At 72.6% G+C, this 20,921-nt stretch carries 21 protein-coding genes; 9 read left to right on the forward strand and 12 right to left on the reverse strand.

The window, feature by feature from the left end; genetic code table 11:
• The first annotated feature begins 91 nt into the window (after nt 1-91).
• The 3 genes from JW613_RS07665 (at nt 92) to JW613_RS07675 (ending at nt 5,117) form a co-directional block, all read left to right on the forward strand.
• A complete protein-coding gene (locus tag JW613_RS07665; protein ID WP_209209924.1) occupies nt 92-1,753 on the forward strand; it encodes a hypothetical protein in 1,662 nt (553 codons plus the stop codon).
• A gap of 366 nt (nt 1,754-2,119) precedes the next feature.
• Nucleotides 2,120-3,388 (forward strand): YeeE/YedE family protein, encoded by a 1,269-nt coding sequence (locus JW613_RS07670; RefSeq protein ID WP_209209925.1) that lies wholly within the window; start codon nt 2,120-2,122, stop codon nt 3,386-3,388.
• A 184-nt stretch (nt 3,389-3,572) separates the two neighbouring features.
• Nucleotides 3,573-5,117, forward strand: a complete 1,545-nt coding sequence (locus tag JW613_RS07675) for an MFS transporter (RefSeq protein ID WP_209209926.1) — start codon at nt 3,573-3,575, stop codon at nt 5,115-5,117.
• Here the strand turns inward: JW613_RS07675 and JW613_RS07680 are convergent.
• Nucleotides 5,104-5,709: a DUF1648 domain-containing protein gene (locus JW613_RS07680; RefSeq protein WP_307865823.1), complete on the reverse strand. Its 606-nt coding sequence runs from the start codon at nt 5,707-5,709 to the stop codon at nt 5,104-5,106. The genes JW613_RS07675 and JW613_RS07680 overlap by 14 nt on opposite strands.
• Nucleotides 5,710-5,788: 79 nt before the next feature.
• Nucleotides 5,789-6,004, reverse strand: a complete 216-nt coding sequence (locus tag JW613_RS07685) for a hypothetical protein (RefSeq protein ID WP_099879428.1) — start codon at nt 6,002-6,004, stop codon at nt 5,789-5,791.
• 65 nt (nt 6,005-6,069) lie between these two features.
• On the opposite strand from JW613_RS07685, the gene JW613_RS07690 reads away from it, so the two are divergent.
• Nucleotides 6,070-6,738, forward strand: coding sequence for a class I SAM-dependent methyltransferase (locus JW613_RS07690; RefSeq protein WP_209209927.1), 669 nt, complete (start codon nt 6,070-6,072; stop codon nt 6,736-6,738).
• On the opposite strand, the gene JW613_RS07695 is transcribed toward JW613_RS07690, so the two are convergent.
• Nucleotides 6,680-7,378 (reverse strand): TetR/AcrR family transcriptional regulator, encoded by a 699-nt coding sequence (locus JW613_RS07695; RefSeq protein ID WP_372447920.1) that lies wholly within the window; start codon nt 7,376-7,378, stop codon nt 6,680-6,682. The two genes, JW613_RS07690 and JW613_RS07695, sit on opposite strands and share 59 nt — an antisense overlap.
• 194 nt (nt 7,379-7,572) lie before the next feature.
• Between JW613_RS07695 and JW613_RS07700 the strand changes: the two genes are divergently transcribed.
• Complete coding sequence (locus JW613_RS07700; protein WP_307865824.1) at nt 7,573-8,805, forward strand: DMT family transporter; 1,233 nt, start codon at nt 7,573-7,575, stop codon at nt 8,803-8,805.
• Entirely contained in the window at nt 8,711-9,841 is a 1,131-nt protein-coding gene (locus JW613_RS07705; protein ID WP_245225216.1) for a TerD family protein, read from the forward strand. The genes JW613_RS07700 and JW613_RS07705 overlap by 95 nt, the downstream gene beginning before the upstream one ends.
• 45 nt (nt 9,842-9,886) lie before the next feature.
• On the opposite strand, the gene JW613_RS07710 is transcribed toward JW613_RS07705, so the two are convergent.
• Together JW613_RS07710 and JW613_RS37105 are read right to left on the reverse strand one after the other, a co-directional pair.
• The gene (locus JW613_RS07710; protein WP_307865825.1) at nt 9,887-10,336 is read right to left on the reverse strand and encodes an SSI family serine proteinase inhibitor; all 450 of its coding nucleotides are present in this window, start codon (nt 10,334-10,336) and stop codon (nt 9,887-9,889) included.
• A 117-nt stretch (nt 10,337-10,453) separates the two neighbouring features.
• Nucleotides 10,454-10,531 carry a hypothetical protein gene (locus JW613_RS37105; protein ID WP_469818005.1) on the reverse strand — a complete coding sequence of 26 codons (78 nt, stop codon included), beginning with the start codon at nt 10,529-10,531 and terminating at the stop codon, nt 10,454-10,456.
• Nucleotides 10,532-10,861: 330 nt separating this feature from the next.
• On the opposite strand from JW613_RS37105, the gene JW613_RS07715 reads away from it, so the two are divergent.
• Entirely contained in the window at nt 10,862-11,320 is a 459-nt protein-coding gene (locus JW613_RS07715) for an SRPBCC family protein (RefSeq protein WP_099886378.1), read from the forward strand.
• A gap of 68 nt (nt 11,321-11,388) precedes the next feature.
• On the opposite strand, the gene JW613_RS07720 is transcribed toward JW613_RS07715, so the two are convergent.
• Together JW613_RS07720 and JW613_RS07725 are read right to left on the reverse strand one after the other, a co-directional pair.
• Nucleotides 11,389-11,670: a GlsB/YeaQ/YmgE family stress response membrane protein gene (locus JW613_RS07720; RefSeq protein ID WP_245225218.1), complete on the reverse strand. Its 282-nt coding sequence runs from the start codon at nt 11,668-11,670 to the stop codon at nt 11,389-11,391.
• Between the two features lie 169 nt (nt 11,671-11,839).
• Nucleotides 11,840-12,712: an NAD-dependent epimerase/dehydratase family protein gene (locus JW613_RS07725; protein ID WP_372447921.1), complete on the reverse strand. Its 873-nt coding sequence runs from the start codon at nt 12,710-12,712 to the stop codon at nt 11,840-11,842.
• A 291-nt stretch (nt 12,713-13,003) separates the two neighbouring features.
• Here JW613_RS07725 and JW613_RS07730 point away from each other — a divergent pair, with 291 nt between their 5' ends.
• Complete coding sequence (locus JW613_RS07730) at nt 13,004-14,035, forward strand: 5-dehydro-4-deoxyglucarate dehydratase (protein WP_209209930.1); 1,032 nt, start codon at nt 13,004-13,006, stop codon at nt 14,033-14,035.
• Nucleotides 14,035-15,270, forward strand: a complete 1,236-nt coding sequence (locus tag JW613_RS07735) for a hypothetical protein (protein WP_209209931.1) — start codon at nt 14,035-14,037, stop codon at nt 15,268-15,270. The genes JW613_RS07730 and JW613_RS07735 overlap by 1 nt, the downstream gene beginning before the upstream one ends.
• A gap of 6 nt (nt 15,271-15,276) precedes the next feature.
• On the opposite strand, the gene JW613_RS07740 is transcribed toward JW613_RS07735, so the two are convergent.
• From JW613_RS07740 to JW613_RS07760, 5 genes are all read right to left on the reverse strand, one after another.
• On the reverse strand, nt 15,277-16,749 hold the full coding sequence (locus JW613_RS07740) for a penicillin-binding transpeptidase domain-containing protein (protein WP_209209932.1): 1,473 nt from the start codon (nt 16,747-16,749) through the stop codon (nt 15,277-15,279).
• 79 nt (nt 16,750-16,828) lie between these two features.
• Complete coding sequence (locus tag JW613_RS07745) at nt 16,829-17,488, reverse strand: response regulator transcription factor (protein ID WP_209209933.1); 660 nt, start codon at nt 17,486-17,488, stop codon at nt 16,829-16,831.
• Nucleotides 17,485-18,738: a sensor histidine kinase gene (locus JW613_RS07750; protein WP_209210015.1), complete on the reverse strand. Its 1,254-nt coding sequence runs from the start codon at nt 18,736-18,738 to the stop codon at nt 17,485-17,487. Before JW613_RS07750 ends, JW613_RS07745 begins: the two co-directional genes overlap by 4 nt.
• A 132-nt stretch (nt 18,739-18,870) precedes the next feature.
• Nucleotides 18,871-19,854: a hypothetical protein gene (locus tag JW613_RS07755; protein WP_209209934.1), complete on the reverse strand. Its 984-nt coding sequence runs from the start codon at nt 19,852-19,854 to the stop codon at nt 18,871-18,873.
• A 159-nt stretch (nt 19,855-20,013) separates the two neighbouring features.
• Nucleotides 20,014-20,784, reverse strand: coding sequence for an IclR family transcriptional regulator (locus JW613_RS07760; protein ID WP_209209935.1), 771 nt, complete (start codon nt 20,782-20,784; stop codon nt 20,014-20,016).
• Nucleotides 20,785-20,921 lie beyond the last annotated feature (137 nt).

Genomic DNA, 20,921 nt, shown 5'->3' on the forward strand with positions numbered 1-20,921 from the left:
CACGATTCGGGCACCCGGGGACAGAACCCGTCTACGCTGGGTCCCCGCACCGTCCGGCAACCCGTAGGACCCGTAGGAGATGAACCCGCACATGACCGGTGACGACCGTCCCACCCTGCCGCCCGTACGGCTGCCCTCCGATGCCGAACTGGCGCGGGACGCACTGGCCGCACCGCTGCTGGCGCGCGCTGTGGAGCTGACCCGCTGGGCGCGCGCGGCCGGCTCCTCGGGCGCGGGCATCCCGGTGGGCGCGGGCGGTGAACTCCTCTCCCAGCAGCTGAAGGAGGCCGCCGCGCACCTGGGCCTGACGGAGGACGAGGAGGCTCCGGCACTCGCCGCCGACGCGTGGAACTTCGCCGTGGACACCGGGCTGTTGGTCGTCGACGAGGACGCGGACGACGATGAAGCAGGCGGGGAAGCAGGCGCGGGCGCAAGCGGTGCGGCAACCGGCGAGGAGACCGCCCCCAGCAGCGACGAACCGGTGGGCGTCGCCACACCGGACGAGGAGTTCGACGGTCTGACCGGCGGCCCCGGCGGCTCCGTGCCCGCTCCCGACGAGATCCTCGAACTGTGGCGCACCGGCCTGGACACGGTGCTCGCGGACGCCGCGACGCCCAGCTTCGAGGAGCTGCTGGGCGGTATCGAGGGCGCGATCGGCGAGAACGGCGAGATCGACCCGGACGCCATCGACCTCGACGCCATGGACTGGAACCCGGAGGAGGAGACCGAGGCGCTCGACAGCGCCCTCGGCAACCTCTATCTGCTCACCGCGACCGATCCCGCCGTCGCCGCGGGCTCCATGGTGCCGCTGCCCGTGCTGGCCGCCTCGATGACCGTGCCCGACGGCATGGAGGAGCCGACCGACGAGGTGCTGGAAGAGGTCTCGACGGCGATGATGCGGCTGGACGAGCAGTTCCGCATGCTGGAGCCGACCGGGCTGGTCGCCTACCAGCCGGTGGACGAGGCCCTCACCCGCGAGGCCGCCGAGGGCGAAGAGGTGCCCGGCGCCGACGGCTTGAGCGCCGACGGCGCCGGCAGTGCCGACGGCGCCGACCTCGACGAGGAGGACGTCACCCGCTACGGCATGGTGCGGCTCACCCCGCTCGGCCTGTACGGCGTACGTGAGCGGATGCGGGAGGCCGGCCTGGACGTGCCCGCGGTCGGCGACCTCGCCGACGCCGGGGCCGACAAGCTGCTCGCCGCCCTGCCGGTCTACACGGAGGAGAACGCGCGCAGCGAGATCGAGAGCTGGTTCGCGGCCCGCGCGACCGCCGAGGGGACGGACGGTGCCGGTGGCACGACGGCCGCCGCCCGTGAGCTGTTGGCGGCCGCGCGCGGCACCGACGAGGCCGCGCCCGTCCGCCGGCTCGCCTGTCAGCAGGCACTCTCGCTCGCCGGGCCGGAGGCCGAGCCCGCACTGCGGGAGGTGCTGGAGGACCGGCAGCTGGGCGGGCTCGCGCGGGTCTGGCTCGCCGAGCGCGGGGCGGCCGATGTGCCGCAGCCGGACGAGGAGATGGTGTTCTGGCTCACGATCGACACCATCGCCGCGCAGGTCGCGACCGCCGGCGAGCCGGACGAACTGCGCGAGCTGGTGCGGGACCTGGTCGATCAGCACGCCGGGTTCTTCGACAAGGCGTGGCGGGTGGAGCACCCGGCCACCGGGGACGTGCTGGAGACCATGGGGCGGGTGCATCCCGACAAGCGGGTCGCCAAGGACGCCCGCAAAGCCGCTTTCAAAGCCCGCTCCCGCTGAGGCGGAGGGGTGGTGGCGCCCCCGGCGGGAGCCGGGGGCGCCCCGCTGCGGGAGGTGGGCCGCCCCACCGATAGCCGCACCGGCGGCCTGGTCCGTCTCAGTGCCCGTCTCGGTCTGCGGGACGGTGCAGTGCGGAACCCGGCACTTCGTTTACCGTTGCACGCATGTCCGGACCCGCGTGCCTGCTGGCGCTCGCCCTCACGCTCTTCGCGGCCACCGCGTGGAGCGTCGACGACGCGCTCTGTCGCCGCCCGTACCGCTGACGGCGCGGCCCCCTGCGCAGCCTGCCCTGTCCAGGACGCGTCCGCATTGTGAGAGCCCGCCGTCGCCGTGCCCTTTTCCGCTCGTACTCGCACGGAGACACCTGTGACGACCGCTGCTCCCCCTGACAACCCCCGCGCCACGCCGCTGGCTCCCGTCCCGACCTCCGCGCCCGCGCCCGAGGCGCCCGCCGTACGACGGCTGCCGCTCGCTGTCGCGCTGGCGCTCGGGCTGGCGCTGACCGGATATGTGTGGTCGGTGTACGGCGCCGAACCCGGTGTCCTGCTCCTGCTCGGCATCGGACTCGGTGTCGGGCTCTTCCACTCCCGGTTCGGATTCACCTCCGCCTGGCGGCAGTTGATCGCCGTCGGCAACGGCACCGGGCTGCGGGCGCACGCACTGCTGCTCGGTACGACCGCCACCTTGTTCACGCTCGTCCTCGGGACCGGCACCGGTCTGTTCGGTTCGGCTCCCGCGCCCAGCGGGGGACCGCTGGGTGCCGGGCTGCTGCTGGGGGCCTTCCTCTTCGGCGTCGGCATGCAACTCGGGGGCGCCTGCGCCTCGGGCACGCTGTTCGCCGTCGGCTCCGGACAGAGCACCATCGTGCTGACGCTCGGCGGCTTCGTCGTCGGCTCCACGCTCGCCGCGTGGCAGTACGGACTCTGGAGGGATCTGCCCGCCTTCGACCCGGTGCTCTTCTCCGACCACGTGGGCCGGCCGGGCTCCCTCGCGGTCACGCTGGCGCTGCTCGTGCTGGTCGTCCTGGTCACCCGGCGGGTGCAGGCCCGGCGCAACCCGCCGCCGGTGGGGGTGCCGCCGACCGCGCGCGGGACGCTCGCCCGCGTCGTACGGGGCTCCTGGCCGCTGGCGGCCGGTGCTCTGGTGCTCGCCGTGCTGGGCGCCGCCGTGCTGCTCGTCTCGGGCGGTGCCTGGGGTGTGACCAGTGCGTTCACCCTGTGGGGCAGCAAGCTCACGGGCGCGCTGGGCGGCTCACCGGAGAGCTGGGCCTACTGGCAGGAGCCGCAGAACGCCAAGGCGCTGGCCGGCTCGGTGCTGGCCGACAAGACCAGCCTCACCGACTTCGGCATCATGATCGGCGCGGCCGTCGCGGCAGCCGCCGGCGGGGTGTGGACGCTGCACAAGGGTGTCGCCTGGCGGACGGCGGGCGCTGCGGTGCTCGGCGGGATCCTGATGGGGATCGGCGCCCGGCTGGCGGGCGGCTGCAACATCGGTGCCTACCTGGCGGGTATCGCCTCCGGCAGCCTGCACGGCTGGATCTGGGGCGCCACCGCGCTGGCGGGCACCTGGGTCGGGCTGCGGCTGCGCCCCTACGCCGGGCTGACCAATCCGAAGCCGGGCGACGGCGTGTGCTGACGCGCGCACCCCGGCGCGCATCCTGACAGGCCGCCAGGGGCGTGGTTCGTGTGTGGCGGGACCGGACTCGTGTGAGACGCGGCGAGTCCGGTAACCCGCTGCCGGGATCCGCTCCGGCCTTTCCGTACGATCGAGCAGATCCGGCCTTTTCTGGCTATACGGAACAAAGGGTGTGAATGCCGACGTGACAGAGAGCCCCAAGCGCCAGCCGGGGGGCAAGGCGACGGCCAGGCACGTTCCGCAGGCGGTCGCCGAGCTGCCCCGCCAGGTCCGCGACGAACTGGCGCACCGGCTGCGCCGCAAAGGCCGCCCCTTCACCAAGGAGGACGTGCAGGTCGTCGAGGAGCCCATGCTCAAGCGGGCGGTCAGCGCCTCCGCGCTCGGCAACTGCATGGAGTGGTTCGACTTCGGCGTCTACAGCTATCTGGCCGCCACCATCGGCGAGGTCTTCTACCCGAACGCCTCCGACGCGGCGCAACTGCTGGCCTCGTTCGCGACCTTCGCCGCCGCCTTCGTCGTCCGTCCGCTGGGCGGGCTCTTCTTCGGGCCGCTCGGCGACAAGCTGGGGCGCCAGAAGGTGCTCGCCGCGACGATGATCCTGATGGCGTTCGGCACCTTCCTGATCGGCTTCATCCCCAGCTACGCCACCATCGGCATCGCGGCTCCCATCCTCCTGCTGCTCGCACGCATGCTGCAGGGCTTCTCCACCGGCGGTGAGTACGGCGGCGCCACCACCTTCATCGCGGAGTTCTCGCCCGACCGCAGGCGCGGATTCCTCGGCAGCTGGCTCGACTTCGGCACCTTCGTCGGATATGCGCTCGGCTCGGTCCTGGTGACCGGGCTCAACCTCGCGCTGTCCGACAGCCAGATGCTCGCCTGGGGCTGGCGCATCCCGTTCCTGATCGCCGGGCCGCTGGGGCTGATCGGCCTGTACATGCGGCTCAAGCTGGAGGAGTCCCCGGCGTTCCAGCAGCAGTTGGACGAGCATGAGCACGCCGTCGCCGAGCGGGAGGCCGAGCGGCACGAGTTCCGCACCATCCTGCGCCGGCACTGGGAGCCGTTGCTGATCTGCGTCGGCCTGGTGCTGCTCTACAACGTGACCAACTACATGGTCACCGGCTATCTGCCGACGTACCAGACGGAAGTGCTGGGCCGGGAGGGCACCACCGCCGATGTGCTGGTGCTGGTCGGCATGGTGTGGGTGGTGCTGCTGATCACCTTCATCGGCCGGTTGAGCGACCACGTCGGCCGGCGTCCGGTCTACCGCTGGGCGGCCGTCGGCCAGATCGTGCTGGCCGTTCCCGCCTTCATGCTGCTGCGTTCGGACGGCTGGCTGCTGCCCGCGCTGGGCGTGCTCATCCTGGCCACGCTGCTGGCCGGGTTCGCCGCACCGTCGGCTGCCACGCTGCCCGCGCTCTTCCCCACCAGCGTGCGCTACGCCGCCATGGGCATCGGCTTCAACTTCTCCGTCGCCGCCTTCGGCGGCACCACGCCGCTGGTCACCGAGAGCCTCGTCAGCGCGACGGGCAACAACCTGGTGCCCGGCTGCTATCTGATCGTCAGCGGACTGATCGGTCTGCTCGCCGTCCGCTTCATGCCGGAGACCGCGGGGGTCCCGCTGCACGGCTCGCAGCCCATGGTCAGCACGGAGCAGGAGGCCAAGGAGCTGATCTCCACCAGCCGCGACCTGCAGGGCATGCAGGAGGCGCAGGGCGTCAGCCGGCGGTAGGCCGCGCCCGGCCGGGGTCATGGCCCCGGTCCCGGAGGGCCGTGACCACGACGGCGAGCGTACCGAGGGCGACCGGCAGCAGGGCGAGGACGAGCGTCCCGGTCGGCTGCTGGCCCTGTTTCTGGGGCGCGGTGCTCCACATCACCGTGCAGGCGACGGCCAGCGTCAGCCCCAGGCAGAACCCGAGGAAGAGCTGCGCCCGGGCGACGCGCCGGGCCCCCTCGGCGGTCTTCGGCCGGTTGACCAGGCTCGAAGCCTGTCGGCCCGGCGGCAGTTCGGACAGCGGCGTGATGCGCAGCGTGCCGAACGCCGTGCCGGCCAGCAGCGCCAGCGCTCCCGCGTGGACGAAGACGGGTACGAAGACGCTGGCCACCGACTTGCCCGCGTATCTGTCGACGCCGTCGCTGCCGAAGTGCTGCGGCACCTTCTCCGGCAGATGCGGATAGACCATGATCCCCCACAGCAGGAGTCCCCCCAGCACCAGCAGTCCCGGTATCAGCCACAGCCATGGGAAGGCCGGCCGTGCGGCCGCCCGGCTGCCGCTGCTGTGTTCGCCGCCCGCGCCCCGGTCCGTCTCCCCGTGCCCGCGCACTGCCCGCCTCCCCTTGTCGCCTGTGCGCCGTCGTCTGTGCGCCGTCGCCTGTGCGCCCTTCTTCCCGGTGGCCCGGCACTCACTCCGCCTCGCGGCCCCAGACCAGGTGGTTGCCGCCCTGCCACTCGATGACCGCGTCGTCGTAGAGGTCGACGGTGGCGATGTCCAGGCCTGCGCCGGCAAGGTACTCGATCAGGTCGGTCAGTCCGTAGGCCGTCCCCAGCGTCTCGCCGTGCGCGGTGACACGGCGACCGCCGCCGGGAGCGGGAGGGTGGACGACGACGAGCGCACTCATGTCTCCAGGCTGCGTCAGCCACCGCCCCGATGCACCTCGGGGCCCGGCGGGGGTATGGTCCGGCCATGGCTGGTGTCCGTGTTGATGTGCACGGCTTCTGGGAGGCCGACGGCGCGACGAAGACGTTCACGCACTCCCTCGACCCCGACCTGCTGGCCGCCCACGTGCCGCCCACCGCGCGCGTCCTGGACTACGGCTGCGGGTACGGACGGCTCACGGCGCGACTCGGCGAGTTGGGGTACTCCCATGTCGTGGGCGTCGACCCCTCGCGCACCATGATCGAGCGCGGGTTGCGCGAGAACCCCCGACTGGCGCTCCACCATCAGCGCGAGCTGCCGCTGCCCGACCGGGACGGCGCCTACGACGCCGTGCTGCTGTTCGCCGTCCTGACCTGTGTGCCCGACGACGCGGCACAGGGCGCGACGCTGGCCGAGCTCGCCCGGGTGCTGCGTCCCGGCGGAGTGCTGTACGTCAGCGAGGTGCCCCTGCAACGGGACGCGCGGAACGTGGCCCGCTACGAGCAGCACCAGCAGATCGCGCCGCACAGCCCGTACGGAACGTTCACCACCGAGGACGGCGGCCTCTTCCGGCATCTGCCGGCGGACCGGCTGCGGGCGCTGCTGGACGACCACGGTTTCGCGGTCGCCGAGGAGCGGACCGGCACGGCGCCCACCCTCAACGGCCATGTGGCGGAGTGTCTGCAACTGGCGGCCCGGCGGCGCACGGAGGGGTGAGCGCGCGCTCCAGCGTCTGCGCGGCCAGCGCGCGGGCGGCGCCGACCGGATCGTCGACGACGGAGAGGCCGCGCAGCACCACGGCGCCCTCGTGCAGCAGTGCCAGCCCGTCGGCCAACTCGTCGGGGTCGTGCGCACCGGCGGCCACCGAGAGCTCGTACAGATAGCCGCGCAGCCAGCGTTTCTGCTCGGTGATCACGCGGCGCGCCGGGTGTGCGGGATCGGGGAGTTCGGCGGCGGCGTTGACGAAACCGCAGCCGCGCGGGTTGTGCTGCCGCATCCACTCCGCGAGCGCGTCGAAGGTGGCCAGCAGCGGCTCCCCGGCCCCGCTTTGGCCTCCCCCGGCGGCGTGCGTGTCCACCCATGAGGTCAGCCAGGCGCGCCAGCGCAGATCGCGCTCGTGCAGATACGCCGTGATCAGCGCGTCCTTGCCGCCGAACCGGTCGTAGAGCGTCTTCTTGGTGGTGCCCGCCTCCTTGGCGATCAGATCCACGCCGACTGCCGTGATACCGCGCTCGTAGAAGAGGGTGCTCGCCGCGTCGAGGATCCTGCGGGCGCCCGGGGTCAGCTGCGTGGCCGCCCCCGGCCCGGTAGCTGTCGCTGCCGCCGCCTCCGGCTCCTTCTTCGTCTTCGTCCCCACTGCCTCCGGCTCCCTTCGGCCGACGGGCCGGAACCTCCGGCTCATCGATCCGCCCACCAGCACCGCTTGCGGTAAACAGATCTGTCTACTTCACTGTACCCCTCGGCCAGGTAAACCGATCGGTCTACCTGGCCGTGCGGGCTGTTGATCACCCGTCCGACCCCTCAACCGACCCCTCGTCGAGGAGCTCTCCCGTGCCGGCACCACCCCTGTCCCTCCCGGCCCCCGTGGCCTCCGCCACCGTCTCCGCCGGACTCGTCGTCATGTGGAGCTCCGGCTTCATCGGTGCCGAACTCGGCACCCGGCAGGCCCCGGCCGACACCCTGCTGATGTGGCGGTTCCTCGTCGCGACGGCGCTGCTGGGCGGCGCCTGGCTGCTGTGGCGCCGCCGCCGACTGCCGGCGCGCGCCCTCGCCGAGCAGGCGGCGATCGGGCTGCTCTCCCAAGGCGTCTACCTCGGCTCCATCGTGTGGGCCGTCGGCCTGGGCGTTCCCTCCGGCACCTCCGCACTGATAGCCGCCCTCCAGCCACTCGCCGCCGGGGCGCTGGCCGGGCCGCTGCTCGGCGAACAGGTCACCCGGCGCCAGTGGGGCGGACTCCTCGTCGGCCTCGTCGGCGTGGCGCTGGTCGTACGCGAGGACCTGGCGGCCCCCGGAGCGGCACCGACCTGGGCGTACGCCCTGCCGTTCGCCGGGATGGCCGGACTGCTCGCCGCCAGCTTCCTGGAGCGCCGCGCCCGGCACCAGCTGCCCTCCGTCGACGCGGTGCCCCTGCACTGCGGCGTGAGCGCGCTGGTCTTCACGGCGGTCGCGGCAGGGCTCGGTCACGCGGCGCCCCCGGCCGCCTCCGGTGCGTTCTGGTTCGCCGTCGCCTGGGTCGTGGTGCTCTCCACCGTCGGCGGTTACGGCTTCTACTGGCTGAGCCTGCGCCGCAACGGCGTCACGGGGACCAGCGCGCTGATCTACCTCACCCCGCCGACCACGCTGCTGTGGGCGTACGCCATGTTCGGCCAGACGCCGGGTGCCGGTGCCGTGCTGGGCATGGTGGTGTGCGTCGCCGGAGTGGTGGCGGCGACGGTACGGCCCCGGGGCGCGCGTCCGCGACGTACGCGTACGGTGTACGCGAGCCGAAAGTGCCCGGAGCCGACCCCGCCGGCGGTGAAGACCCTGTGCACAGCGGAAACACCGGTCACGGCAAAGGAACCGCAAAGCGCGGCCGCTCGTTACTCCCGGCATGACCGCAATGACTCCCGGCTCCAATCTGCCGCTGACCGCGCAGCGCGTGGCGGTGGACGTGACCGCACCCAGCAAACTCGACGTCTCGGCTCTGCTGCTGAGCCCGGAGGGCAAGGTCCGCTCGGACGACGATTTCGTCTTCTACAACCAGCCCACCGCTCCGGGCGTGACGCACAGCAGCGGTGCCACTGACAGCATCACCGTGGAGACCGGCGCGGTGCCCGCCGACGTCGACAAGGTCGTCGTCACCGCGAGCCCCGACGCTCCCGGCGCCACCTTCGCGGGCACCGAGCTCACCGCCACGGTCCGCGACGCAGCGACCGGCGCGGTGCTCGCCACCTTCACCCCGCCGAAGCTGGGTGCCGAGACGGCGCTGCTGGTGGTGGAGGTCTACCGCAGGAACGGCGCCTGGAAGGTGCGGGCCGTCGGACAGGGGTACTCCAACGGGCTGGGCGGTATCGCCGCGGACTTCGGCGTGAATGTGGAGGAGCCCGCCGCCCCGGCCGCCCCCGCGGCCCCGGCTGCCCCTGCGGCTCCCACAGCGCCCGCCGCCCCGCCGGCACCCCCGGCTGCCGCCCCCGCCGCGCCGTCGGCGCCGTCCGCTCCCGCGGCGCCGTCCGCCCCTGCCGCAGCGGGAGCCGGGAAGATCAACCTGGACAAGGGCCGGGTCAACCTCCAGAAGAACCAGACGGTTTCCCTGGTCAAGGGAGGCCGCCCGCTGCTCACCTCGGTCCGTATGGGGCTCGGCTGGGAGCCGGTCTTCCGGGCCGGCAGGCGGGCGAAGGACATCGACCTCGACGCTTCGGTGATCGCCTACGACGCCAACCGCAAGAAGATCGACGCCTGTTACTTCGGCAAGCTGGCCATCCTGGGCGGCGTCATCCAGCACTCCGGCGACAACCTCACCGGCGAGGGCGCCGGGGACGACGAGGTGATCACCGTCCACCTCGGCGACCTGCCGCCCGAGGTGATGGGACTGGTCTTCACCGTGAACTCCTTCTCCGGTCAGAAGTTCACGGACGTCGCCAAGGCGTACTGCCGACTGCTCGACGCCAGTGGCGGGGAGCTGGTCCGCTACGACCTGACCCAGTCCGAGTCGCGGACCGGCGTGCTGATGGCCAAGTTCATCCGCCAGTTCTCCGGTGAGTGGGAGATGACGGCACTCGGCCAGTACGTCGACTCGCGCACGGTGCGCGGCATGGTCAAGCCGGGCGCCGCGGCGCTGTAGCACCACGGCGCGCCGGCATCCGCTGCCAGGGGCGCGGGTCGAGGGTCAGAAGTCGAAGACGGGACCCGTGGCCTGACGCATGGCGCAGGTGTTGGGGAAGGTCTTCTTCCAGTTGACCGCCTCCCCCCGGTGGCTGCCGCGGGCGGCGACGGTCACCGGGGCGTGCTGCATGGTGCAGTGGCCGCGCTTGCCGGGCAGCGCGTCGAGGTTGCCGCGGGTCTTGTCGAACGCGGCGCACGCCTCGGCGGCCTTCGGGTGCCGCCCGTGCGGGCTCGGCTCGCACTGCAGCAGGACGCCCCGGATCGCGGACTTCTCCGAGCCGGAGATGGTCAAAAAGACGCCCTGGGTGTCGCGGCCGGGATCGTGCTTGCCGTCGGCGGGGGCGCTCGCGGCGCCGGCGACGGGCGCGGGCTGGAAGATCAGCAGCGGCACGGCCAGCGCGGCTGCGGCCACAGCGGTGCGGGCGAGGTGCCGGGCAGGGATTCGAGTGCTCACGGCCTCTCAACGAGGCACGGCAGCGGGAGGACACGGGGCGCACCGCATCGCGGACGCGCGCGGCGGCGGAAGCCCGTGGGCTCCCCGCGCGCCTGTGCGGCACGCGGGGAGCCGCACTCAGGACTGCGGCCGACGGCCGTGGTTGGCCGCGTTGTTGCGACGAGCCTTCTTCTTGCGCCGACGCTTGGACGACATGGCGACTCCTTTCCACGCGAGGGATGAATACCTCCGCGTTTCTACCACTCACCTGTCCCCGCCCTCGAACCCCCGCCCCTCCCGCTCGGCCGCTGACGCGTGCCGCACTGCCCGCCGCCGCGGTCCGGCACCTGCCCGCAACCAGCCCCTGCGTCGGAGCGAGGGGCGCTGTCCGCTGCCCGGGACGTGGGGCTGCTGATGCGGGTGCCTGTTGTGGGTCGCGCGGTTAGCGTTGAAGTGTGCCGAGCAGCGAGGCGGCGTCGGTCCCGGTGTGGCGCTCCGTCCCACAGGAACCGGGCCGACGGTGCTGTTGGGAGGAGTGTGGTCGGCGTGGCCCGGAACCGGCGGCTGATCCTGAGCGAACCGTCCGAGGTGTGGAGACTGCTGTCCGATGGGCACCGCTACGGGGAGTGGGTGACCGGAACCCGGCAGGTCCTGGCCGCGGACCCGCACTGGCCCGCGAAGGGTGCCCGCTTGCGGGTCCGCGTCGGGGTGGGCGCCATGACCCTCGACGACACCTGTGTCGTCCGCATCTGTGAACCCCAGCGCCGCCTGGAGCTGGAGGCGAAGGCCGACCCCTTCGGTGCGGCCCGGATCGCGATGAATCTGATCCCCTGGGGCGACCACACCCTCTTCGTCCTCGACTGGCACCCGCTTCGGGGCCCCGGAACGAGGATGCACGGGCTCCCCGTGAACTACCTCGTCGCGGTGCGCAACGGCATGATGCTGACGAAGCTGGCCCGCATCGCCGTGCGTGAGCACGGGCGCCAGCCCGCCGGAACCGGCTGAGGTCTTGCGCTGCGGAGGGGGAGAGACACTCGGCAGCCGAGGCCCACCCGCGATCCGGACGGGACGGCCTAGCGGCGGTCGCGGGAGTGGCCGAAGAGCAGGCGGTAGACGATCAGCAGGACGAGGGAGCCGGCGATGGCGGCGACCCACAGGGCGGGGTCGACGACATTGTTGGCTATCGGGCGGTCCAGGAAGGTGGCGGACAGCCAGCCGCCGATGAAGGCTCCGGCAATGCCGATCAGTACGGTGCCCACGAGGCCGCCCGGGTCGCGGCCGGGCAGCAGGATCTTGGCCACCGTGCCCGCGACCAGGCCGAGGACGATCCAGCTCAGCACGCCGGAACGCGCCAGGTCGGAGAGCGGGTCGGAGCCCGTGTCGTCCGAGTCGGCGAGCAGGGTGAGCGGAGCGAGGTGGGCGAGCGGTGTGGCGAGCATGGGTGGGGCCTCCCCGTGGCTGATCGGTTGCGGCCCCATGATGCCTGCCGGGTCCCGCTTCGCGAGCACCCCCTTCAGCTTCCCCTCAGTGTGGCCATCGGGGCGGACGGGTGCAGAAATGGCCGCCCAGATGTGCCTGGTCGGGGTCGGTGGGGTCCAACTCCCCGTGCTCGGCGACGAGTTTCGCCGCGAACGGCTCCGAGTCGTCGCGCGGCTCGTAGCCCAGGGCGCGGGCGGAGGTCAGGTCCCACCACAGCCGGGTGTTGGCGGAGGAGCCGTAGACGACGGTGTGGCCGACGTCCTCGGCGGTGAGCGCCGCGTGGAGGAGGCGGGCGCCGTCGGCAGGGCTCAGCCAGATCGAGAGCATCCGTACGGAGGTCGGTTCGGGGAAGCAGGAGCCGATGCGCACGGAGACGGTCTCGATGCCGTGCAGATCCCAGTAGAGCTGTGCGAGGTCCTCGCCGAAGGACTTGGACAGGCCGTAGAAGGTGTCGGGGCGGCGCGGGGTGTGCACGGGGATCAGGGCGCCGCCGCCGTCCGCCGCTCCGGTGCCGATTCCGGGGACCGGGGTGAAGCCGACCGCGTGGTTGGAGGAGGCGAAGACGACGCGGCGTACGCCCTCGGCGCGTGCCGCCTCGTAGAGCGCGTAAGTGCCCTGGATGTTGGCGGCGAGGATCTTCTCGAACGTGGACTCCAGTGAGATCCCCGCCAGATGGATGATCGCGTCCACGCCCCGTACGGCGGCGCGCAGCGCTTCGCTGTCCGCGGTGCTCAGATCCAGTACGAGCGAGTCGGGCTCGCCCTCGACGGGGCGCATGTCCAGCAGCCGCAGCCGGTAGCCGTAGGAGGGCAGCAGTTCGCGCATCAGGGTGCCGAGGCCCCCGGCGGCACCGGTGAGCAGGACGGTGCGGGGCGCGGACCGGGCTGTGGGGCTCTCGGGCATGGTGGCGGTCTCCATCCGGTCTCTCCACGGACCCCGGGATCTCGTCGCGAGGTCTTCATTCATGGACGCGGTTCATATATGGGGAGACGCTATGAAGTGCCCACACGTCCGTCAAGAGAGCCGTACGTGGCGGGTCCCCGTCTGTTCCACGCGGCGAAGTCGGGGCCGGCATACGGGATTTCGGCCTTGACCGGTGGCGCGCTGTTGCCTTAGCGTGACCGTCGTTCAGGAATGTAGACAGTTATCAGAAGAGTGCACGGCTGGAGGGCTCTCCCGCCCGCCCGTCCAGGCCACAAGGAGCGCCGTATGCCCTCGTCCCCGTCCTCGCCCCCGCCCCCGCCCTCTCCGACTCCTGGTACCCCGGCGCCGGGGCCTGCGCTCGCCGAGCGGCTCGACGGGCTGCTCTTCTTCCCCGTGACGGCCTTCGCCCCCGACGGCTCCCTCGATCTCGACGTCTTCCGCGCACATGTGCGGCGCGGCGTGGCGGCCGGGGCGGGGGCAGTCTTCGTGTGCTGCGGCACGGGCGAGTTCCACGCGCTGGCGCCGGAGGAGTTCAGTGCGTGCGTCACCGCGGCCGTGGCGGAGGCCGACGGCCGGGTGCCGGTGGTGGCCGGTGCGGGCTACGGGCCCGCGCTCGCCCGGGAGTTCGCCCGCCGGGCCGAGGCCGCGGGTGCCGACGGGCTGCTGGCGATGCCGCCGTATCTCGTGGTGGCCGACCAGGACGGGCTCGTGAGGCACTACACCGAGCTGGCGGACGCCACCGCGCTGCCCACCGTCGTCTACCAGCGCGACAACGCCCTCTTCACCCCCGACGCCGTTGTACGTCTCGCCCGCCACCCGCGCATCATCGGTTTCAAGGACGGCCTCGGCGACCCGGACGTGCTGCAGCGCATCATCACCGCCGTTCGCGGTGCGGGCCTCGACGAGGACTTCCGGTACTTCAACGGGCTGCCCACCGCCGAGCTGACCGGACTCGCCTACCGGGGGCTGGGTGTCGCCCTCTACTCGTCGGCCGTCTTCTGCTTCGCGCCCGAGATCGCCCTCGCCTTCCACCGGGCGCTCGCCGCGGAGGACGAGGCGGCGGTGCGGACGCTGCTCGACGGCTTCTACGTGCCGTTCGTCGAACTGCGCAACCAGGGCCGCGGATACGCCGTCTCGCTCGTCAAGGCAGGAGTGCGGTTGCGCGGCCTGGACGTGGGCGGGGTGCGCCCCCCGCTGTCCGACCCGCCGCCCGCGCACGTCAAGGAGTTGGGCGCGCTGCTGGAGCGGGGCCTGGAGCTGGCCGGTTCGATGCCCGGCGGCACCGCGCGGACGCAGTCCGGGGGAGGGGCGGGCTGATGCGGGCCGGCGCGTTCGTCTACCCCTGGGACGTGATCGGTGACCCGGCAGCCCCCGAGCGCCTCGCGGCGCTGGGCATCCAGCAGGTCACCCTGGCGGCCGCCTACCACTCGACGCGCGCCCTCACCCCGCGCCACCCCCGCCACCGCATCGTCACGGCGCGGCACTCGGCCGTCCTCTACCCGCCCGACCCCGCTCGCTGGCCACCCGGCGCCCCGCACCCCCACCCGCAGGACTGGGTCGACAGCGACGATCCGGGCGGCCCGTACGCCGAGGCGGCACGCGCGCTGACCGAGGCGGGGCTGGAGGTGCACTCCTGGGTGGTGCTCGCCCACAACTCCCGGCTGGGCGAGGAGTTTCCGCACACCAGCGTCCGCAACGCCTACGGCGACCGCTACCCGTGGGCGCCCTGCATCGCGCGTCCCGAGGTGCGGGCCTACGCTGTCGCGCTGGCCGCCGAGGCGGCCGTACGCCCGGGCACCGGGACGCGCGGTACCGAACTGGAGTCCTGCGGCTGGTACGGGTTCGCCCATCTGCACGCCCACGACAAGATCGGCGGCGTGCCGCTGGACGGCGCCGCGACCGCGCTGATGTCACTGTGCTTCTGCGACGTGTGCGAGGAGGGCTACGCCGCACTGGGTGGCGACCCGGAGCGGCTGCGGGCCGAGGTGGTGCGCGCCCTGGAGCCGGTGTGGCGGGGTGAGCGCACCGCGCCGCCGGACCGTGGGAGCGGCAGGGCGGGGGAGTGGGCGGCCGTCGAGGAACTGCTCGGCGCCCGGACGGCGGCCCTGGTGGCGCAGTGGCGGGAGGCGGCCGCCGGCCGTCTCCAGCACGAGGCGGTCGCGGCGGTACGGCAGCAGGCCGCGCCCGACCCGTTCCGGGTACTGCTGCACGCCGACCCGGCCCCGCACCGGGCGGGCGCCAACGCGGGCACCCGCCCCGCCGATGTGCTCGGCCACGCCGACGGGGTCGTCGTCCCCTGCCCCGGCGGACCCGAGGGGCGCGGCGCACGCGGCGACGCGCTCGGGCCGTTCGCCGCGCACGGCGGGCCCGGCGTGACGCTCGCCGCCAACCTCACCGTCGTCTCCGGCATGGGCGGCAGCCCGCACACGCTCGCCGACGACGCCGCGCACGCGCAGGCACTCGGCGCGACCGAGTTGCGGCTCTACCACGCCGGGCTCGCCTCGGACCAGGACCTCGCAGCGGTCACCGCCGGGCTCGCACGGCAGCCGTGACGCCGCTCACCGGAGTGCAGCCGTCATCATCTTCTTGGCGATGGGGGCCGCCAGACCGTTGCCGCTGACCTCGGCACGGGCCGCGTCCGAGTCCTCCACCACGACCGCGACCGCGACCTTCTCGCCGGAGTCGGTCTCGGCCCAGGAGGTGAACCAGGCGTACGGCATACCGCTGTTGTCGACACCGTGCTGGGCCGTGCCGGTCTTGCCGCCCACCGTGAGGCCGTCGATCTGCGCGTTGCTGCCGGTGCCCTTGTCCACCACCGTGCCCATCGCCGACCGCAGCTGCTGGGCGGTGCGCTCGCTCATCACCCGGTGCGAGTCCGGGTCCTCGTACGACTGGAGCGTGTGACCGTTGCCGTCCTGCACCCGGGAGACCATGTGCGGGTCGACCAGCTCGCCGTTGTGCGCGATGGCCTGCGAGACCATCGCCATCTGCAGCGGGGTCGCGGTGACCTCGAACTGCCCGATGCCGGACAGTCCGGTCTGCGCCTCGTCCATCTCGGTGGGGAAGTTGCTCTTGGCGGCGCGGACGGGTACGTCCTGCTTCTCGTCGTTGAAGCCGAACTTCTCGGCCTGCTCGCGCAGCTTCCCGGCTCCCAGATCGGTCGCCAGCTTGGCGAAGACGTTGTTGCAGGAGTAACGCAGCGCCGTCCGCAGCGAGGCGTCCTCGCAGGGCGCCGACCTGTTCTCGTTCTCCAGCACCGTGGAGGTGCCCTTGAGGGTGTACGGATCGGGGCTGTCGGTCGGTTCGTCCACGGAGGAGTACAGGTCGTTCTCCAGTGCCGCCGCGGCCACCACCAGTTTGAACGTCGAGCCCGGCGGTACGGCGTGGCGCAGCGCGCGGTTGAGCATCGGCCGGTCGTCGTGCTTGCCGTTGCCGCTGCGCTCGGTCAGCTGCTCCCAGGCCGCCGTGTCGTCCGAGCCGCTGCCGCTGATCCTCGACGGGTCGAAGGAGGGGGTGCTGACGGCGCCGAGGATCTCGCCGCTGTCCGGGTCGATGGCCACCGCGGCGCCCTTCTTGTCGCCCAGCGCCCGGTACCCGGTGCGCTGTACGTCCGGGTCGATGGTGGTCAGGACGTTGCCCGGCTCCGCCTGCTCGCCGGTCAGTATCTGCAGCGGGTCCTTCAGGCGGTCGTCGGTGCCGTTGAGCACGTCCTGGTAGATGCCCTCCAACTGGGTCGCGCCGCGCACCTGGGAGGCGTAGCCGGTGACGGGCGCGTAGAGCGGACCGTCGGTGTAGGTGCGCTTGTAGCGCAGGTCGCCGCCGTCCTCGGCCCGCTTCGAGCCGGTGACCGGCTCGCCGCCCACATAGATGTCCCCGAACGGCTGCGCGTACTGCTCGATGGTGTTGCGTCGGTTCTTGTCGCTGTCCGCGAGGGCTTCACCGTGCATCATCTGCAGCCAGGTGAGCCGCAGCAGCAGCGCCATCACCAGCAGCAGCGTCACGGTGCCCGCACGCCTGATCGTCCTGTTCATCCCGTGGGAGAACGTGGTCGAAGGCGGCACGGGTTCCTGCTGAGCGGACTTCTCAGGACATTCTCATCTCACATTGCCGTCAGCCCGGGGCGACCACACCGTGCTCGTACGCCAGGATGACCGCCTGGGTGCGGTCCCGGGCCCCCAGCTTGGCCAGCACCCCGGCGACGTGCGTCTTGGCCGTCGCCGTGCTGACGGTGAGCTGCGCGGCGATCTCCGCGTTGGTCAGCCCCTGGGCCATCAGCCGCAGGACCGCCGCCTCACGGTCGGTGAGCCGTGCGGTGAGCGCCTCGGCGCGGCGGCCCCTGGAGTGGTGGGCGGCCAGGTTGCGCACGGCGGCGGGGAACAGCAGTGACTCACCGCGCGCCACCAGCCGGACCCCCGCCACCAGGTCCTCGGCCGTCGCACGCTTGAGCAGAAAGCCGTGGGCACCGGCCCGCAGTGCGTCGTAGACGTAACTGTCGTTCTCGAAGGTGGTCAGGATCAGGATGCGCGGCGCGTCCTCACCCATGCTCCGCACCAGGTGCTCCGTGGCACGGATGCCGTCGACACGCGGCATACGGACGTCCATCAGCACCACGTCCGGGCGCAGCTCGCGCACCGCGGAGACCGCCTCGTCGCCGTCGGCCGCCTCGCCCGCGAGTTCGATCCCCGGCTCGCTCGCCAGGATCGCCCGTAGCGCCGTACGGACCATGTGCTCGTCGTCCGCGAGAAGGACCCGCAAAGGTGCCGCCGTCATGGAGCGCTCTCCTGTCTCATGCTCTCCTGCCCTGTACCTTGCACTTCCGGGCGCTGCTGCCGGCCGTCGGCGGGCGACAGCGGCAGGCGGGCCGTCAGCCGCCACACCCCGTCCTCGTTGCCCGCCCGCGCGGTGCCGCCCAGCAGCGCGGCGCGTTCGGCGATCCCGGCCAGCCCCCGACCGCCCGAGGGGCGCGACCGGCCCCTGCCGCTCGCCGCGTTCTCCACGGTGACCGCCAGCAGCTCGCCCTGAGGGGAGCGCTGCCGCTCCAGCCGGACGTCCACAGCCGCGCCCGGCGCGTGCCGCAGCGCGTTGCTGAGCCCCTCCTGCACCAGGCGGTAGGACTCGGCCGACACCTGGGCGTCCAGCAGCGCCAGAGGGCCCAGCGCGTCGTCGACCCGGAGACGGATGTCGGTTCCGGTGGCGCGTGAGTGGGCGACCAGCGTCTCCAGCCCGGCCGCCAGGCCGGGGCCCGCCGCCGGTGTGCTCTCCCCGGCCCGGAGCACCCCCAGGACCGCGTCCAGTTCCGCCACGGCGCCCCGGCTGGTCTCCTCGATCGCGGCCAGCGCCTCCCGCACGAACCGCGGGTCGTCGGCCAGTACCCGGCGCGCGGCGCCCGCCTGGAGCGACACCGCGCTGAGCGCGTGCCCGACCGAGTCGTGCAGCTCGCGCGCCAGCCGGTTGCGGGCCGCCAGATCGGCGGCCCGGCGCTCGGCGGCGGCGAGCCGGTCCGCGGGCGTCGGCCCCAGCAGTACGGGCGCACAGCGCGCCAGCAGGGTGCCGGACACATGCACGGCCGCGATCAGGGCCACCAGCAGCGCGACACCGGCCACGGGGGCCGTCCACAGCGCGCCGCCTTCGTGGTCCCACGGCCAGGCCCACTGTTTGCTGCGCAGGGCCGGTACGAACGGGAAGGCCAGCAGGACGACGGCCGCCGGCGGGATGGCCAGCGAAGCGCCGCTCACCAGCCCGCCGAGGCCGATGTGGAGCGGGAACCAGACCGCCGAGCGGCGTCGGGCCGCCCACGAGCCGGCCGGTCCCAGTGCGAGCGTGCCGCCGGGGAGTTCGCACAGCGTGCGCGCCGCCGCGGACTCCAGCGCCCGTACGACGGGGAGCAGCCCGGCCAGCGCGACCAGCGGCAGGCAGAGCGCGAAGGCCAGGAACTGGGGACCGAACCCCGAGTCGAGCAGCCGGACCGCGCCGGGCCGCACGATGCTGATTCCCACGCTCACCAGCAGATAGAACGGCATCAGCAGCGCACCGCCCTGCAGCAGATGCACCCAGCGCAGTGCCAGGGTCCGCACCCTGCCCCTCCCCGGCGGCCGTACCGTCACGCCGTCCCCCCCCGATGTGTGTACGCGCCCCGATGTTCGAACGTGCTCTCAGGCGTGCTGCCGCGCTGTCGCACCGGAGACCGGGCGGGGCGTCGGCAGCTGTGCCCGGTGGCGCAGCCGCGGCGCGGCCAGTGTCGCGAGCAGCAGTCCGACGAGCGTCTGGCAAGAGTAGGTCAGCAGTGCGGCGCCGGTCGTCTCCTGGCCCAGTGTCCGGCCGCCACCCGTCAGCGCCCCGAGCAGCAGCCAGCCGCCCCAGCACGCCAGCACACCGGAGCCGGTCCAGGCGGCGGCCAGCGTCGGCCACAGCCGGGCCTTGGTGCGGCGCTCGGCTCCGCCCGTACGCAGCAGCTTCGCGACTGCTGCGAGGGCGGCGAAGAGGTACAGCAGGAACGTCGCATCAGTGATGCGGCTGTCGGTGGTGGCGTCGGCCATCCGCACGGCGTGTCCCGCGACGCAGGGGAGCGCCACGAGCACCGCGGCGGCGAAGCCGTACCGATGCCACCGGGGCGTGCTGTCCGGCTCGGTCCCGCCCAGGTGGAGCGGGGAGCGCAGCAGCGCGCCCCAGCGGTTGCGTACGTAGAGCACGAACAGCGAGCTCAAAGTGAGCGCTTGGACGGTGAAACCGGTGTAGACGAGCGTCCACACCCAGCCTTCCAGTAGCTTGTCGGCTCCACCGTCCCCGCCGCTACCGCCGCCGGTGCTGCCGCTCAGCGCTCCGTACAGCGTCTGCAGGGGGAAGGCCACCGCGATCGGGCCGAGCAGTCCGCAGGCGATCCACAGGGGCAGTGCGAGCACCGCTGCGGGGAGGCGCCGGCCCCAGGGGCGGGTGAGAGCGAGGACGAGCACGATGACGGTGCCGTCCATGGCGACGGTCAGCGCGTTGAGAATCCACATCGTGGCGCCGCTGTCGAGGAGTCGGCTGCCCTCGGGGATGCCGAGGCGCCCGCCCGTCAGCCAGACGAGCTTCAGGACCAGATACGGCAGGCAGGCGGCCACCGCGAGGGCGGCGATGATGCTCTTGGCTCTCTCCATGGCCACCACGCTCCCCGGTCGGCCGGAGCGGCACGTCCTGCCGTACGACGAACCGCCTCGGCCGCGCGGCGGACGCGACCGCCCGCAGGGTGGAGAAGCGTCGCCGCCGGGCAGGGCCGGACGCGCGCAGCCGGGCGTCCTGCCCGGGGCCGCGACGTGTCAGAGCGTGCGGGTGGCGTGCATCAGCCGGTCCCTGGCGTCGAACAGCGCGTCCTTGATCATCTGCTCGTGCGCGGGTGTCAGCCGGGCCACCGGCACCGAGCAGCTGATGGCGTCCCGGGCCGGGGTCCGGTAGGGGATGGCGACGCCGAAGCAGCGCAGCCCCAGCGTGTTCTCCTCGCGGTCCACGGCGTAGCCCTGCTCGCGCACCAGCTGCAGCTCCTCGACCAGCTGCTCCCGGTCGGTGAGGGTGTGCTCGGTCAGCTGTGCCAGGGACTCCGGCAGCATCTTGCGCACCTGTTCGTCCGGGTACGTCGCCAGCAGGGCTTTGCCCAGCGACGTCGAGTGCGCGGGCAGGCGTCGGCCGACGCGGGTGAAGGGGCGCAGATAGTGCTGGGACTGGCGGGTCGCGAGGTAGACGACATTGGTGCCGTCCAGCCGTGCCAGGTGGATGGTCTCCGTGGTGTCGTCCGAGAGCCGGTCCAAGGTGGGCTTGGCGGCGGCCACCACCTCGTCGCCGTCGATGTACGAGGTCCCCACCAGCAGCGCCCGCACCCCGATCCCGTACCGGGTCCCGGTGGCGTCCGTCTCCACCCAGCCGAGGTCGACCAGCGTGCGCAACAGCATGTAGAGGCTCGACTTGGGATATCCGACCGCCTCCTGCACGGCGGCGAGGGTGTGCATCCCGGGCCGCCCCGCGAAGAATTCGAGCAGTTCCACCGTCCGCACGGCCGATTTGACCTGCGAACCCCCCGTCTCGGTACCCGACATCGACCTTGACCCCTCTGTTCGCGCAGACCTACAGTCCCGTAGGAATTCACCTACAGGGATATTGTTCAGCATACCGAACAAGACGGCTTCGCAGGGCCAAGAAGGCTGTGTGCGACGCCTGTAGGAGATCGGTTCCG

This window comes from Streptomyces smyrnaeus (assembly GCF_017676345.1).
GTDB classification, from domain to species: domain Bacteria; phylum Actinomycetota; class Actinomycetes; order Streptomycetales; family Streptomycetaceae; genus Streptomyces; species Streptomyces smyrnaeus.